We start from the raw sequence: 14,457 nt of genomic DNA, 5'->3' as shown, positions 1-14,457 counted from the left end.
TTGATTGCCCTTGTTTGTGAGGCTAATTTTGATTTGTCAAATCACCTGAAAGACAGCAGGTTTTGATGCGGCAACCAAAAATAGCTTATTAACAAAAACACATACAAAACACTCTAAAACAAATTTCATCATGAAAAAAACTATTACCCTATTAGCAGCCATCGTGTTAGTTAGCTGCTCATCAATTATGGCTCAAGGCCTGTTAGGTTCAATCGTATCTGGCGCTACAAAAGCTAACGAAGCTGCCAGCGGCGTTAACGGTGCTGCATCAAGCTTAAGCGGCGCGGCTGGTACTGCCGGTCAGGCTGTACAAGCGGTTAGCGCATTAAAAGGTTTATTTGGCAAAAAGAAAGCTAAAGAGGCAGAAGCTGCAGCAGCGGCAGCAGCACAGGCAGCAGCTACAGCAGTAGCAAACGCGGCTCCTGCATTAGCAGCAGGTATGAAACTAACCACTGTTACCGTTACCGGCATTGACTATGCTACTTTGAAAAAATTCAACGAAGCTATCCAGGCTTGCTCAAACGTAACCGAAACCAAAATGAAGTTTAACTCCACTGCTTCAACTATCGAGGTTACCCACAAAGAAAGCACCGACGCTTTATTGAAATTAATGAGCGAAACTTCAAAAGATATTTTCACTGATAAAAACATTGAAGGTATTGAGGACGGTAAGATCGCTTTAAAATTGAAATAAAAACCCCTCCCAACCTCCCCAAAGGGGAGGAGCGATTTGGGAAAATATGTAATTACTTTAAAAGTCCTCCCCCTCGGGGAGGATTTAGGAGGGGTCTCATTTGTTTTTAGGAGGAGTTTTAATCGGGTAAACCGGTTGCTCCTCCTTTTCATGTTTACGGGCTATATCGCCGCCGTGCGGCTCATCACCCGTGTACGTCTTGTCTTCAGGGCGTACTTTGCTTTTGTGTCCGTTGTCGTTGGGCCTGTCGCTGGGGGTATCTGCTGGCGATGGTTTGTTGGGCGAGTTGGCTGGTTTTGTCATGATAGTAGTGTTTGGAGGAATAACAAGCCTGAAGAATAAATTGTTTCCTTGCAATCTCCAACATGTCATCTCGAACGATAGTGAGAGATCTATACATATTCAGGTAGCCGAAATGCTAAGCGCGTATATAGTTCTCTCACTATCGTTCGAGATGACATAGTTTATTAGTTGCCATTATTTCTCCTCCCCCTCGGGGAGGTCGGGAGGGCTTAGTCGTTAAATTTTGTTAAACCCCACCCAAAATCCCATTAATAAAATATAAACTTTTACCTTTAGGCGTGGTTTCTTAATTTCGCACAAACTAATACCCAACTATGGAAGAATTTGAAGTAAGCGAATCGGCAAAAAAAACGAAGACAATATACATATCAACTGTATTTGGCATTGCCATGGTGCTGTTGATGGTGGGCCTGCTGGGTTTAATATTGGTACATGCCAATAACCTGTCGCGCTACGTAAAAGAGAATATTGTATTGAATATTTTTGTTGATGATGCTGCTCACGAGGCTGATGTCAGGCAATTGCAAACCCAGCTGGAAACCAATCCTGCGGTTAAGCAAGCCATCTACGTAAGTAAAGAACTGGCTGCCCGCAACCTGCAAAAGGACCTTGGCGAAGACTTTGTGAAATTTTTGGGCTACAATCCGCTGTCGCAATCGTTAGACATTTACCTGAATGCCGACTACGCCAACAATACGGAGATCACCAAGTTTAAAGAACAGCTATTAAAAAATCCATTGGTTAAAGAGGTTAAATACCAGCAATCGCTGGTTGACCAAATGAACCAAAACCTAACCGCCATAAGCTTAGTGATACTGGCCTTCGCGGGCATATTTGTAGTCGTATCGGTAGCACTTATCAATAATACCATACGCCTGGCTATTTACTCGCAAAGGTTCCTCATCAAATCAATGCAACTGGTAGGCGCCACCAAAGGTTTTATACGCAAACCGTTTTTACTATACGGCATTTGGCACGGCCTCTTGGGCGGTTTAATAGCCACTATTATATTGGTAGGTACCTTATACTTTGCCAACGTACAAATACCCGACCTGATAATACTGCAAAACAACTTCGAGTTTGGCGTAGTATTCCTGTTTGTAATAGGCCTGGGCATATTTATATCGGGCTTTAGCACCTACCTGGCAGTTAACAAGTTTTTACGTTTAAAAATATACGATTTGTATAGGTAGGTGAGGATTTCGAATTTCGGATTTTCGATTTCGAATTTATTCACTCAATCACTCAATCACTCATTCAATAATTCACTCATTCAATAAAGATGGCAAAGTCTACAAAAGCAGCTGCACCTGTCGAACCGGTTAAGTTCATATTCGAGAAAAGTAAGTACACCTGGCTAATCATCAGCATTGCTATAGTAACCCTTGGCTTTGTGCTAATGGCGGGCACAACTGATATTTATAGCACTACCAAAATTGTTATAGCACCAATTGTAGTGCTGGCAGGCTTCGGCGTAGGCTTTTACGCTATTTTAAAAAAGCCCGCAGCTAAACAATAATGGAACTTATACATGTTATTGTGTTGGCCATTATTGAAGGGCTAACCGAATTTTTACCCGTATCATCAACCGGACACATGGTAGTGGCCAGCTCGCTGATGGGTATTAACAAACTGGAGTTTGTAAAACTATTTGAAGTGGTAATACAACTGGGCGCCATATTGGCGGTAGTTGCTTTATACTTCAAGCGCTTTTTTAAATCCATCAACTTTTATATAAAACTGGTTATCGGCGTTTTGCCGGCGGTGGTGTTTGGTATATTGTTTAAAGAAAAGATAAACGCCATGTTGGAAAATCCGCTCATCGTAGCCGGATCATTCGTGGTAGGTGGCGTTGTGTTGGTTTTTGTTGATGGCTGGTTTAAAAAGCCAACCGTAACCGAAGAGGAAGAGATAGATAACCTTACCGCTTTAAAGATCGGTTTTTTTCAATGCCTGGCCATGGTGCCTGGTGTATCGCGTTCGGCGGCATCTATCATCGGTGGTATGACGCAGAAACTGAGCCGTAAAGCCGCAGCCGAATTCTCGTTCTTTTTGGCCGTGCCTACCATGTTTGGCGCCACAGTTAAGGATCTGTACGATTTTTATAAACACGGCAGCATCCCAGCCGCCGAGCTACAACAGGATATCCAGTTTTTACTGATAGGCAGTGTTATTGCCTTTATAGTAGCGCTGTTGGCTATCAAATCGTTCATTACCTTCTTGGAACAGAAGGGTTTCAGACTGTTTGGTTATTACCGAATTATTGCAGGTATAGCGATCATTATTTTGTACTATTCAGGGAACGCGCTCCACACCTAGTGAGTATTTTTTGGTACAGTATAAAGAGCGATGAGTTTTAAATTCATCGCTCTTTTTTTTGCTGTGGCTAAGTATAGTTTTTGTGTAAATGTTAAAGAATGTTAAGTCCTGAAAAACAAACAATTTTCAAATCGGCACAACGTTTGTATATGCATAAACGTTACATCGAACAAACGTAATGTGCTGATTAGATGTAAATTCTATCAGCATTTCTCTTCATATATTGGTTTATAATTGGTTAGTAAGAGCTTCCGCCCATCGGAAGCTCTGCTTGTTTTAAGCCTTTTTTATTCTTCCCCAAGTTGCTTTATACTTTTTGCTATTCTACTCTTATCGCTTTTGCTTTTCGCCAGTTTAAATGCGGTTTGTAAATGCTGCAAGGCTTTGTCTTTATCTACTCCTGTATATAAATACCCCAGCAACGAGTGATACAAATGATCGCCATTTAGTTGTGTCAATTTTTCGGCCTCTACAATAGCTTCTTCCTTTCCGTTCGCTTTGGCGAGTGCATAAGTGCGATTTAGCGCAGCCATGGGCGAATATTCCAGTATCAAGAGTTTGTTATAGAGCTGCAAGATATTCTCCCACTTTTCGGGGCTGTCTTTTTGAATAGTATGCCAGTAGGCAATAGCTGCTTCCAAATGGTAACGTGTAAGGCGATTGCCTTGCGAAGCCCGAATCAAATAATATTGACCGCGCGCTATCAGTTCGTCGTTCCATAAACTGCTGTCTTGCTCGTCGTATAAAATTGTTTCGCCCTGGCTATCTATCCGCGCGTCAAATCGCGACGCGTGAAAACACATTAATGAGAATAGCGCATTTGCAGCCGGCAGGTCGGTCGCTTTATTTTCAATAAGCAGGTAGTTTAGGCGCATGGCTTCCAGGCATAGGTCCTTGCGTAAGCTATTGTTGGTACTGGCGGAATAATATCCCTCATTAAATAAAAGGTAAAGCGTCAGTAAAACAGTTTCCAACCGCTTATCAATTTCCTGCTGACCGGGAAACCGGAGTGCCGTTTTTTCCTGGCGGAGTTTTTCTTTAGCCCTAAACAGCCTTTTATTAATAGTTTCTTTGCCAGATAAAAAAGCATCGGCAATTTCGTCTATCCCAAAGCCGCACAATATGCGCAACGACAATCCAATTTGAGCCTCAACGGGTATTGCAGGTTGGCAAATGGCAAACATCATCTGTAGCTGGCTATCGTTAATGTTTTTGTCAGACAGGTCTATTTCAAATTCGGCCGCGCTGCGGGATTCGGTTTTGAGGGTGGCCGCAATTTTTTGAGTAAAAATTGTGTCGCGCTTTAAATGATCTTTCGCTTTGTTTTTGGCTACGGTATACAACCAGGCGGCCGGGTTTTCGGGCATGCCTTTGGCGGCCCAGGTTTCTGAGGCGGATAGAAACGTATCGCTGGTAATATCCTCAGCTATTTGGATGTGCTCAAAACCAAACAGGCGCACCAGCACCGCGGTAATTTTGCGGTATTCGGTACGAAACAGGTGCGATAATAGCTGTTGTTGCTGCTCCATAAAGCAAAAACCTCCCGCTTTACGCGGGAGGTAATTAAATTATCCTTGCATCGGTATGATCTGTCTTACCTCAGCCGTGCCACCATAAGTCAGCACCGGGCAGCCTTTGGCCAGTTCCGTGGCTTCTTCCAGTGATGAGGCAGCAATAATAGTATAACCGGCTATCAGTTCCTTAACTTCAACGTAAGGGCCGTTGGTTACTACATTGTTTGCTTTTACCACATTGCCGTCGTCTTTAAGGCGGTTACCCCTGTCGGTAAGCTTGTTTTGGGCAGCCAGGCTACCCATCCAGTCTTGCCATGGTTTTGAAATTACCTGAATTTGTTCCGGTGTTAACTGGGCGTCACGTGCAGAATCTTGTCTAAAGATCAATAAGAAATCGTTCATGGCTTTTCTGAATTTAATGGTTAAAAAAACTAATGACGACCGGCCCTTAAGATATTGGACACATCCCCCTAAAATATTTTAACCAATTATTCAATGAAGATAAAAAACGCTTATTACTTCTCCACGTACTCCTTCAAACTGGTGCCCAAAATATAGGTCCATCCACCGGCAAAACTTTCCCTGCCAAATGAAGAGTTATTAATAACCGCGAAAGTTTCCAAACCAGTATGGGTAAGCTTTACCCGGGTATGCTTGCCTTCTTCAAACAATTCGATAGTAACCAGCGAATTGCCCGGATACTCCAGGTAGCGCCAGCTATAGGCTATCTTACTTTCAAAAACGGCGCTGGTAACTACACATTCATGTTGAAAGCGTACGCCTTTATCCTCGCCCCAAAAGTGGAAGGTGAAACCAACCTCGGGCTTAAAGTCGTCAACATCAAAATACCATTGCTTCATTTTTTCCTTAACGGTAAGGGCCTGCCAAACGGCGCTTATGGGCGCATCATAGGTGCGTTCAATTACAAATGGTTCGGTATTCATAGCTTTATTGTTTTATGGTGATGTGTTTTATTTATTACCCTGTTTTTCTTTCTCTAAAAATGTGCCCAAGGCATCCAGCTTCTCGCTCCAGAAACGTTGGTAGCGGGCCGTCCACTCGGCAACCTGCTGCAGGCGGGCCAGTTCGGCGTGGCAAAAGCGCTCGCGGCCCTGCTGCGTTATGGTAACCAGGCCGCATTCGGTTAAAATTTTGATGTGTTTTGATATAGCCGGCCGGCTAATGTTAAAATTATCGGCCACAGTATTCAGGTTTAAAGGGTGCTGCGCCAGTAAACCAATAATATCGCGGCGGGTAGGGTCTGCAATGGCCTGGAAAACGTCTCGTCTCATTTATTTCTGTTGATTAGTAACCGATTGGTTACAAATATATAAGTAACCAATCGGTTGCGCAAATTTTATTTTATTTTGGGGGAATCATGCTGCAATCGATACCGTTATCACCAAACATTAACCTATGATGTAACATTTGCGCTTGATGGTATTTTATAGCGCAATTAATTATGATTTGATTAATAAAATTTGTTTTTTTGGGCCGATTAAGAAATAATCGACAAATAACCAATTGCATATTATGCATTTTAGGCTCCTATAGCCTTCAGTGTAAAATCATTATACATTTTATTTACTCAAATTAACCTAAGCAAATGAGCGAAAAAGTCGCATTCACCGAGAAGAGGTTTATAGTAACCTTTATTTTTGTTACCTCATTGTTCCTGATGTGGGGAGTATTACACGCCATGAGCGATGTGTTGAACAAACACTTCCAAAACGTACTAAACCTGTCAAAAGCCGATTCGGGCCTTATCCAGTTTTCGGTATTTGGTGCTTACTTCATCATGAGTATCCCGGCAGGTATATTTATGAAAAAGTTTGGCTATAAACCCGGCGTAATACTTGGGCTTGCCTTGTTTGCCGGTGGTTTATTTTTATTTGTACCGGCTGCCAACGCGCAATCATTTACATTCTTCCGTATAGCGTTATTCGTTGTAGGTTGCGGTATGGCCACGCTTGAAACCGTTGCCCACCCATTTGCCGCTGCCCTTGGCGACCAGCGTAAAAGCGACCTGCGCGTAAACTTTGCACAAACTTTTAACGCCGTAGGTACTATCATTGGTCCGTCACTGGGTTCATTTTTCCTGTTTGGCGGTGCCGCGGTTGCTACCGGTGCGGTTGATCTGAGCTCAGTAAAAACCTTATACGTAGGTATTGGTATCGTGGTATTATTGGTTGCATTGGCTTTTGTGTTCCTGAAGATCCCTGCGCTGGTTGATCCCCATACATCACATGGCGATAACGATGATGCTGTAAACGTAGATACTGCCCCTAAAAAAGGTTTGTTTCAGCATAGCCACTTTGTGTGGGCTTGCGTTGCGCAGTTTTTTAATGTAGCGGCACAGGCCGGTACCTGGGCATTCTTCATCAACTACGGTTCAGAGATCATGCACTTCAGCGACGAGAAATCGGGTTACCTGATGAGCTTGTTTATGGGCATGATGTTGTTGGGCCGTGTGGTAGGTACTTCGTTAATGACGGTTATCGCACCTAATAAACTGTTGGCCTGGTTCTCGGCCGGCGCCATTTTAATGTGTATCATCGTGGCGCAAAGCCTGGGCTGGGTATCATACATCGCGTTGATGATGATCAACTTCTTCTTCAGTATCATGTTCCCAACCATATTCAGTTTAGGTTTAAAAAACCTGGGCAGCCATACACAACGTGCTTCATCATTCATCGCTATGGGTGTTGTTGGCGGCGCTGTGTTCCCGTTCATTATGGGTCAGGTTGCTAATCATGACGTAGCGCAGGCTTATTACATGCCTATCATCTGCTACGCCGTTATCTTCCTGTTTGGTTACAAATTGTACAAAGTGCGTCACTAGTAGCTTAGCTACGCTTAATTATAAAACCCCGTGCTGCCAATCAGCATGGGGTTTTTTGTTTCATATCCGGGTGCAAATACTACATATGTATTATTGATGCGCCCTGCCTGATTGGCGAACTTGCAGCCTAATCACACCTTAAAAACTATGAGCAACGTACTTTGGAATAAGATCATCCCTTTGGTCAACATCGAAAATAAGCATGGCATGGTTGCCGGCGAGGATACCCTGGCATCAACCCCCTTGGTAAGCTATACCGTAAAAAGCGTAAAACTACAATGCGTACGCGATGTGGAAATAGTAGAAAACCACGGCAGCGTACACGAAAAAACAGTCTATAAACTTGAGGCTGTTATCAATGCCGATATCCAACCCTTTGTAGCCAATAAAATGCGCCTGCTGTTTAACACCGACGTATTTTACCCATCGGGCAACCAGATTGATAATTATGCCACGCCAAGCGGGCAAACATTTATTGGGCAAAATTCAACCCCTGTTAATGCCAATATTATTGCCATGGCTGATAATGTAAAAAACTATTCATCCATCATCAATGGCGATGTAGCTAATAAAGTACGTTTTAATATGTACGCTAAGTTATTACAATAGTTCCTGAGAGTTTTTGTAAAGGCAAAGCCCCCGGTGTTTATGCGGGGGGCTTTTGTTTTTTGCTGTCGCGACAAGTGTTTTATCCGGCGTTGGCAGCGGCGTAGGCAGCCCAAAGCTCGTCCAGTGTTTTGCCGGTAAGTTCTGTCCAGGCACCATCGTTAAAGGTGTGTTTGCGCAGTCGCTCGTTCAGGTTTACAACCAGGTCCTTCTTGATGTTTTTCTCAACCCAAATTAAAAAGCCGGCGGTAACGCGGTAGCTATCGGTATACTTGCGGGTATTGTTGTATTTAGGCAGGGTCCATTTGGCGCCCTCATTATCTACACCATACACGGCACGCACATAATCGGCAATACCCTCGGTTAGCCAGCCCGGGCCTGCGCCGCCACCATAAGCCTGCACAATGTGCATCACCTCGTGTGTAACCACATCAATATCGGTAGGTTTTTTAAGCATCCATCCCGGTTTGTAACGTACTACGTTGCCTGATGTTGCCGCTACACCGGTATAGTTACGGTCGATATAAAATACTACGCGTTTAGCGGTTTCTTTATTATAAACATCGGCCATTGCCGGGTAAACCTTATAAAAAGTTTCTATCATACGGGTTTTAATCGCCGCGCCTTCTGCCTGGAAGGTGGTATCATTATTCACAAAAACCAAGGTGTAGCCACCGCGCGTCGTCGAGTCAAGCGATAGGTGCGGGGCTTCGTCCCAACGCTGTCTGCGTTGGCGTTGTTGCTGCTGTGCGCTGGCTGCCAAACCCGCAAAAAGGCATGCAATGAGTAATAGTTTCTTCATGAGCTAATTTCTTTTAAATGAGATAAATTGGATGATCAAATATAGGCGTATATAAAGGTAATTAACAAGTTAGGTGTCGGGTGCGCATGTAACAATGTGGCTGTAAATAACAAAAGCCCCCGGCGGCGGCCGGGGGCTTTAATAATGTATTAGCGTTTACACTAACTGCATGTGCCGTAAGGCACACAAGTCCAAACATATCTATGGCCGTTCCAAACCTGGCAAGGTTCGGTTCCGGGGTGGCCCGAGCAGTCAATTATCGCACTTTTGTGTTTAAGGCTTAAGGATTGCAGTTTGAAATCTTCCAAACCTGGTGTCGCCTGTATTAGCGATTCTAATTGTGGAAGTAAATCAGGTAATTTTTCTTTAACGATTTTTTTGTGTTTTGCTTTCATGATCTATAGGATTTAAGGTTGTATTACGGTTAATTGGCATACGCCGGTGATTGCTGTTTTTTGGCCACCGGCATCAAGTAAAGTACAGCGTATAAAGAAGCTGGTACCTACCGGTATTGCACCGACAGAATAGTAAGTACTTACGGTAGAGGCCGCATCAGATGAAATTTTTATCAAGCGATAACGGCCGTTTAAAGGTGTGCCGGCTGCGTCATAATCCTCAAAAACTACTTTTGCTTCTGTTGTTACGCCGCGCGTACCATTTTTTAAGGTACCTGTAATAAATACTTCGCCTGCATGGTTTGGATATATACCGGGTGCCGAGGGGGTAACTGTGAGGCTTGTCGCGCTTGATAAGGTTGGGCTGATGTTACCCTTCAGAATAAAATCTTTTTGATTGGAGCGTGTTTCGGGAAACGCCGATATTGTAATAGCCGCGGTGCTGGCCGGTACTTTAAATTTAACGCGTGCCACAAGGTTGCCATTTTCAAAATTGGCCTTCTGAGTAATACTGGTATCGGCGACAGGTAAGAATTGACCACCTGTTGTACGAAATATAACATTGCGCTTATCTACATCGGCTTTGCTATTTATTTGGGCCGATATATCAATAACACTGCTTCCATCTGCCAAAGGCGAAGTGTTTGATATTTTAAGGTCACTTATAACGTCAACTGTTGACAGATCATCCGGTTTGCAGCCTTGTATAGCAAGGCAAATGATGCTTGTAAAGTATATAATTTTTTTCATGATGAAGGTTATTTAAATATCATTGAGGTAATACCTTTTACGGCGTCCAGTAAATCCTGATCAAGGCTTATAGAGGCCGAGTACCCAAGTATGGTCGATTTATCGGTCATGAGCGGGTTATTATTGTAGCGTTTGGCAATGGCTATACCCGCGCCTACCCTGAAATATTTTGCAACGCGTATGCTTGGCCCTACGGTAAATGCAAGATTTCCGTATACATTATCAAAATCTTTGTTGCCAAAGCTGCCCAGCGTGAGGGCGGTGGTTAAACTTACCTTTCGCCAAAACCTGTTTTTTGATTCAAGGCTGTGCGAGAAGCAACAAGTATCGGCGGTGGGTACTTTGCCTATGTATTTAAAATCAATGTTTTTATCAATCGCTCTAAAGAAAAAATTTACTCCAAAAGATAATTTTTGAATATTTACGCGTTTACCGGCATTATCCGCCAGGTTAAGGTTGGTAACACCCAGGTCAATGGTAAAGTGTCTTTTACTTATGGTTTGGAAATCGGCGCTTACGGTTGAGCCTCCGAGTAGCCAATTGGCCTCATTGCTATGTTTGGCTATTGTTTTTTTAATCTCGTCGTTTATCTCGCTTAGTTTTTCTTTGTTATTATTTAGTGAGTTTAAAATGACCTGGCAATGCCCGGTAAAGGAAGCAAAAGCAGCGGGATTTTTGGCAGCCAGTTCCCGAACTCCGGATAGAACGGTGTTGAAGAACTCAATTGACTGATCAAGATTGCTTATCCGGACGTCAAGGTCATACCTATCTTTAGGTGTGATAGGATATTTATAGTCGGTACCAAGTTGCCCCGTAAATATGTCATTACCTCGATTATCGTCATATATCTTTTGTAATATTTGCATTTTACCAAACAGCACAGATTTATCAGTAATCACCTGCGATAAAGCCGATATTTGGATTTGAGATAGTGTTTGTGGGTATTGAAGAAATCCGGTTGCCGGTGCAGCCGGGGGAATGGTATCTAAAATGTTATTGTAGTGTTGACTTATCCTATTATAAAAAGTGTCAGTTATAGTGGTGTCGCTCACGTGAAAAGCCAATAGGGGTTTCGGGCCATTTTTATAAGGTTGGCGGTTAACAGAGTCTCGAAGTTTTTGCATCTCCTTATCTATTTTAGCACTGTATTTTGCCCACAGCGTGTGGCTAATGCCTGGTTTTTTAGACAAATGGATGAATTTGCAGATGAGTAAAGTTTGGCTAATGTTAGCAGGCGAAAATTCTGTGAAAATGTTTACGTTGAAATCTCGATAAGGCTTAAGGGCCGGAAAATGAACGGTTAGTTTATTTTTTTCCACTTTGTAATCACTACTAGTAATTTCAAAACTTGGCCTGCCCTTGGCATCCTGAAGTTCGCGAAGGCCGTTTTCGTACTCTACTTCAAATACAGCTATTCTCTTAATCTTTTTGTTGGATGGGAAATTATTAACCTCCAAAAAAAAAGGCCTGTCAAACGGTAACAGTTTATCAGGTTTTTCCAGCGAAAGGAAATCATATTTAATAACCTCATCTTTTTGGGCCAGGGAGCCGGTTTGTGCCAGTGCATTGCCTGCATAAAGCAGCAGTAGGGCAATTGTGATGTACTTCATGTGTTCAGTGTTAAATAAGCACGTTAGTTACTCATTTGCTTGTAAGGAATGCTTGTTGATTGTGATATAATGTTTGGTATTTATAGTGCCAAATTACTGACTATCAGGTTCATCGGGTAGGGTGTTTTAACGGTTTTTATAGGGTGTTTTTTGGGAGAACAGGGCAGAGGCGCGAGATGACCTCGCCGAATAATTAAAAATGATACGAAAGTTCGAAATATTGAGCCGATAGTGATATCCGATTGTATATCAACAACTTAATTTAGTACTTGTAAACCGGGGTTTAATAAACCATTATGCCGCAGATGTAATTCCCATCTGTTTTTTTAGAAATATTTACCGATTGTATAAGACCCCGGTTGGTACTACCACCTGATTGATAGACTTAAAGCTGTTAGCTTTTTCCTGATTAATAGTTTTTCCCCTGATCCTGAAAAGCAGTTTGGCGTGCCGGTATTGTTTTGTCAATTCCGGGAGATTTCCAAGCTAGTTATTGGTTCACCTCGAATTATTAACCCAATCTATATAAACTTAGAAACCATGAGTAGTATGAAAAAAAACAATGTAAAACTGGCAATGCTGTCGTTAATGATGATAGCCGGATTATCAGCCTGTAAAAAAAGCGCCGACCCGGCAGCATCAGCAAGCCAACAGCAGGAAGAGGTAATTCAACCCAACAAATCGCTTAAAATTGCCGCCGGTACAACCTATTACCTGGCTGCAAACAGTAACAGCGCGGCATTTCAATCGCTGGTTAACACGGCAGTAGCGGGCGATATCATTATATTAAATACCGGCAGCCACTATGTAACCACGCCTATATCATTGCCTGTCGGTAAAAACAATATTACTATACGCGGAGCTTCCGGTGCCGTTATCCGCAAAGCGACTAACACCTTTAACGCTGCTGCTATCGAAATAAAAGGCAATTACAACGTGATTGACCTGGTTGAACTTGACGGAGGTAATTTACCCGAGGCTGGTATTATTATCTACGGCCAGCATAATACCGTTTCAAACAGTAAAATACACAACTGCGGTAGTTCGACAGCTAAGGGCGCGGGGATATTGCTGCATAACCTGGGCAGCCCGGTATGTGCCTTTAATACCGTAATAGGTTGCCAGGTATACTATAATTACATGGTAGGTGTTTCGCAGCATGGCCACTCAGACGGAACTGTCAGAGACAACGTTATTTACGAAAATGGCGCGGAAGGTATCACCATTGATATATTAAGCCACAATAACTATGTATATAATAATACGGTGAATAAAAATAACACTGCAAACCGCGGCGTTGGCGGTATTGGTATTGACGATTCGAACGGTAATGATGTAATTAGTAATACGGTAACTAATACCTACTTTAAAAGCGGTATTACTTTTCAAAACAACATAGGCGGCTGCGATGGTACCATTGTAAGTAATAACCATTTAAACAATAATGCCCAATACGGCATTTTGCAAAGGTTTACCCAGTATGCCAATACAAATACCACGTTATCGGGCAACACATTTTCAGGTAACACTCTTGGTACAACTTATATCCAACCTTAATTGATCACAAACAATAGTAGAGGGCCGGCAATATTTGCCGGCCTTTTTCCCATCCATACTTAGCTGGGAGCAAAAGGGGTTAAAACTGCAAATGGATACACGTTTCCCCGAAAGCAACACGGTAAAATTAACCGTTGCCGAAATGCGAGTTTTAACGGAAACGTAAAGTTGCGTCACCCGGCTGGGTAAAACAGGGCTTGAAGGTTTGGATAAATAACAAACCGGCAAGCTTTAAAGTAAGCGCCGACCGTTATATTGTTTTAAACAGAAAATGGGAAAAAGGCGATGTGATACGCCTGGATATTCCGCAGGATTTTAGGCTGGAGCTAGCTTCGGACGATCCTAATGGCCGCTATATTCCGCGGTCCGTTGGTAATGGCCGGCGAGCTGGGTGCCGAACGCATGCCGGGCAGCGACCTGGTGAAACACGCGCTAAACATTTACAATACCTGGACGCCACCCACCAATGATATCCCGGTGCTGGTTGCTAATCGCCAAAACCCCGGCACATGGATTAAACCGCTGGATGCTGCAAACAATATGTACGCAACCATCGGTGCCGGCTGGCTCAACGCAAAAGCATCCGACGTTAAATTAAAACCCTACTACCAGGTAAGGCACGAGCGCTATAATGTGTATTGGAAATTTTTTACCCCAACCGAATACAAGCAGCGCGCACAATTGGTAAGCGATGAGGTCAATACCGCATCGGCAGATGACAATGCCAAACACAACCTTACCGGCGAAGGGCATTACACATCAGCCATAAAAGACAAGCGTCATTTTTGGGAAAATAACCGCCCCGGTGTATTTGCCAAAAGCGGTGGCTGGTTTTCATATGAACTTAAACCACAGACTATCGCTACGCCGCAATACCTCACCGTTACTTACTGGGGTAGCTCGTCAGCCAAAACAGAATTTGATGTAGTGATAAACGGGTAGGTGCTTCAACACGAGGATCTGTATGACAAATGGCCGATAACCTATTTTGAGGAGCGTTATGCCATTCCCCCTTCTTTATTAAAAAGCGGGGAAAAGTTAACCGTTAAATTCCGGGCCAAGCAG

General features: G+C 43.2%; 17 protein-coding genes and 1 pseudogene. 9 read left to right on the top strand and 9 right to left on the bottom strand.

The features are described from left to right. Positions 1–130: 130 nt before the first annotated feature. Complete coding sequence (locus AC59JT_RS19225; protein WP_497402145.1) at positions 131–694, top strand: hypothetical protein; 564 nt, start codon at positions 131–133, stop codon at positions 692–694. 96 nt (positions 695–790) lie between these two features. On the opposite strand, the gene AC59JT_RS19220 is transcribed toward AC59JT_RS19225, so the two are convergent. Next, a complete protein-coding gene (locus AC59JT_RS19220; RefSeq protein ID WP_497402143.1) occupies positions 791–997 on the bottom strand; it encodes a hypothetical protein in 207 nt (68 codons plus the stop codon). Positions 998–1,311: 314 nt separating this feature from the next. Here AC59JT_RS19220 and AC59JT_RS19215 point away from each other — a divergent pair, with 314 nt between their 5' ends. The 3 genes from AC59JT_RS19215 (at position 1,312) to AC59JT_RS19205 (ending at position 3,316) form a co-directional block, all read left to right on the top strand. Next, on the top strand, positions 1,312–2,190 hold the full coding sequence (locus AC59JT_RS19215) for a cell division protein FtsX (RefSeq protein WP_497402141.1): 879 nt from the start codon (positions 1,312–1,314) through the stop codon (positions 2,188–2,190). 89 nt (positions 2,191–2,279) lie between these two features. Continuing rightward, on the top strand, positions 2,280–2,516 hold the full coding sequence (locus AC59JT_RS19210) for a DUF3098 domain-containing protein (RefSeq protein ID WP_497402139.1): 237 nt from the start codon (positions 2,280–2,282) through the stop codon (positions 2,514–2,516). Beyond that, a complete protein-coding gene (locus AC59JT_RS19205) occupies positions 2,516–3,316 on the top strand; it encodes an undecaprenyl-diphosphate phosphatase (protein WP_497402137.1) in 801 nt (266 codons plus the stop codon). The genes AC59JT_RS19210 and AC59JT_RS19205 overlap by 1 nt, the downstream gene beginning before the upstream one ends. Positions 3,317–3,603: 287 nt before the next feature. Here AC59JT_RS19205 and AC59JT_RS19200 read toward each other — a convergent pair whose 3' ends face one another. The 4 genes from AC59JT_RS19200 to AC59JT_RS19185 form a co-directional block, all read right to left on the bottom strand. Then, a complete protein-coding gene (locus AC59JT_RS19200) occupies positions 3,604–4,845 on the bottom strand; it encodes an RNA polymerase sigma factor (protein WP_497402135.1) in 1,242 nt (413 codons plus the stop codon). Positions 4,846–4,884: 39 nt separating this feature from the next. Further along, the gene (locus AC59JT_RS19195; protein ID WP_497402133.1) at positions 4,885–5,232 is read right to left on the bottom strand and encodes a YciI family protein; all 348 of its coding nucleotides are present in this window, start codon (positions 5,230–5,232) and stop codon (positions 4,885–4,887) included. A 113-nt stretch (positions 5,233–5,345) separates the two neighbouring features. Further along, the gene (locus AC59JT_RS19190) at positions 5,346–5,774 is read right to left on the bottom strand and encodes an SRPBCC family protein (RefSeq protein WP_497402131.1); all 429 of its coding nucleotides are present in this window, start codon (positions 5,772–5,774) and stop codon (positions 5,346–5,348) included. Positions 5,775–5,801: 27 nt separating this feature from the next. After that, the gene (locus AC59JT_RS19185) at positions 5,802–6,122 is read right to left on the bottom strand and encodes an ArsR/SmtB family transcription factor (RefSeq protein ID WP_497402129.1); all 321 of its coding nucleotides are present in this window, start codon (positions 6,120–6,122) and stop codon (positions 5,802–5,804) included. 314 nt (positions 6,123–6,436) lie between these two features. Between AC59JT_RS19185 and fucP the strand changes: the two genes are divergently transcribed. Both fucP and AC59JT_RS19175 read left to right on the top strand, forming a co-directional pair. After that, positions 6,437–7,672, top strand: a complete 1,236-nt coding sequence (fucP, locus tag AC59JT_RS19180) for an L-fucose:H+ symporter permease (RefSeq protein ID WP_497402127.1) — start codon at positions 6,437–6,439, stop codon at positions 7,670–7,672. A 147-nt stretch (positions 7,673–7,819) separates the two neighbouring features. Further along, positions 7,820–8,281, top strand: a complete 462-nt coding sequence (locus tag AC59JT_RS19175) for a hypothetical protein (protein WP_497402125.1) — start codon at positions 7,820–7,822, stop codon at positions 8,279–8,281. 79 nt (positions 8,282–8,360) lie between these two features. Here the strand turns inward: AC59JT_RS19175 and AC59JT_RS19170 are convergent, their stop codons facing one another. The 4 genes from AC59JT_RS19170 to AC59JT_RS19155 form a co-directional block, all read right to left on the bottom strand. Beyond that, on the bottom strand, positions 8,361–9,080 hold the full coding sequence (locus AC59JT_RS19170) for a basic secretory protein-like protein (protein ID WP_497402123.1): 720 nt from the start codon (positions 9,078–9,080) through the stop codon (positions 8,361–8,363). A gap of 161 nt (positions 9,081–9,241) precedes the next feature. Next, on the bottom strand, positions 9,242–9,475 hold the full coding sequence (locus AC59JT_RS19165) for a hypothetical protein (protein WP_497402121.1): 234 nt from the start codon (positions 9,473–9,475) through the stop codon (positions 9,242–9,244). Positions 9,476–9,487: 12 nt separating this feature from the next. Then, on the bottom strand, positions 9,488–10,225 hold the full coding sequence (locus AC59JT_RS19160) for a hypothetical protein (protein WP_497402119.1): 738 nt from the start codon (positions 10,223–10,225) through the stop codon (positions 9,488–9,490). An 8-nt stretch (positions 10,226–10,233) separates the two neighbouring features. Beyond that, positions 10,234–11,835 (bottom strand): hypothetical protein, encoded by a 1,602-nt coding sequence (locus tag AC59JT_RS19155; RefSeq protein ID WP_497402117.1) that lies wholly within the window; start codon positions 11,833–11,835, stop codon positions 10,234–10,236. A gap of 549 nt (positions 11,836–12,384) precedes the next feature. On the opposite strand from AC59JT_RS19155, the gene AC59JT_RS19150 reads away from it, so the two are divergent. The 3 genes and pseudogenes from AC59JT_RS19150 to AC59JT_RS19140 all read left to right on the top strand — a co-directional run bounded on the left by AC59JT_RS19150 (position 12,385) and on the right by AC59JT_RS19140 (position 14,334). Then, entirely contained in the window at positions 12,385–13,392 is a 1,008-nt protein-coding gene (locus AC59JT_RS19150) for a NosD domain-containing protein (protein WP_497402115.1), read from the top strand. Positions 13,393–13,577: 185 nt separating this feature from the next. Further along, positions 13,578–13,862, top strand: a pseudogene (locus AC59JT_RS19145) (hypothetical protein); the annotation flags it as partial. Then, positions 13,747–14,334: a DUF4986 domain-containing protein gene (locus AC59JT_RS19140; RefSeq protein ID WP_497402357.1), complete on the top strand. Its 588-nt coding sequence runs from the start codon at positions 13,747–13,749 to the stop codon at positions 14,332–14,334. The pseudogene AC59JT_RS19145 and the gene AC59JT_RS19140, both read left to right, overlap by 116 nt. Positions 14,335–14,457 lie beyond the last annotated feature (123 nt).

This window comes from Mucilaginibacter sp. A3364, assembly GCF_059690715.1.
The sequence above is the reverse complement of the archived record's forward strand: the minus strand, read 5'-3'. Positions and strand labels throughout refer to the sequence as shown.

Coding starts and splice junctions, on each gene's coding strand:
- AC59JT_RS19225 (WP_497402145.1), top strand. CDS start 131: ATGAAAAAAACTATTACCCTATTAGCAGCCATCGTGTTAGTTAGCTGC.
- AC59JT_RS19220 (WP_497402143.1), bottom strand. CDS start 997: ATGACAAAACCAGCCAACTCGCCCAACAAACCATCGCCAGCAGATACC.
- AC59JT_RS19215 (WP_497402141.1), top strand. CDS start 1,312: ATGGAAGAATTTGAAGTAAGCGAATCGGCAAAAAAAACGAAGACAATA.
- AC59JT_RS19210 (WP_497402139.1), top strand. CDS start 2,280: ATGGCAAAGTCTACAAAAGCAGCTGCACCTGTCGAACCGGTTAAGTTC.
- AC59JT_RS19205 (WP_497402137.1), top strand. CDS start 2,516: ATGGAACTTATACATGTTATTGTGTTGGCCATTATTGAAGGGCTAACC.
- AC59JT_RS19200 (WP_497402135.1), bottom strand. CDS start 4,845: ATGGAGCAGCAACAACAGCTATTATCGCACCTGTTTCGTACCGAATAC.
- AC59JT_RS19195 (WP_497402133.1), bottom strand. CDS start 5,232: ATGAACGATTTCTTATTGATCTTTAGACAAGATTCTGCACGTGACGCC.
- AC59JT_RS19190 (WP_497402131.1), bottom strand. CDS start 5,774: ATGAATACCGAACCATTTGTAATTGAACGCACCTATGATGCGCCCATA.
- AC59JT_RS19185 (WP_497402129.1), bottom strand. CDS start 6,122: ATGAGACGAGACGTTTTCCAGGCCATTGCAGACCCTACCCGCCGCGAT.
- fucP (WP_497402127.1), top strand. CDS start 6,437: ATGAGCGAAAAAGTCGCATTCACCGAGAAGAGGTTTATAGTAACCTTT.
- AC59JT_RS19175 (WP_497402125.1), top strand. CDS start 7,820: ATGAGCAACGTACTTTGGAATAAGATCATCCCTTTGGTCAACATCGAA.
- AC59JT_RS19170 (WP_497402123.1), bottom strand. CDS start 9,080: ATGAAGAAACTATTACTCATTGCATGCCTTTTTGCGGGTTTGGCAGCC.
- AC59JT_RS19165 (WP_497402121.1), bottom strand. CDS start 9,475: ATGAAAGCAAAACACAAAAAAATCGTTAAAGAAAAATTACCTGATTTA.
- AC59JT_RS19160 (WP_497402119.1), bottom strand. CDS start 10,225: ATGAAAAAAATTATATACTTTACAAGCATCATTTGCCTTGCTATACAA.
- AC59JT_RS19155 (WP_497402117.1), bottom strand. CDS start 11,835: ATGAAGTACATCACAATTGCCCTACTGCTGCTTTATGCAGGCAATGCA.
- AC59JT_RS19150 (WP_497402115.1), top strand. CDS start 12,385: ATGAAAAAAAACAATGTAAAACTGGCAATGCTGTCGTTAATGATGATA.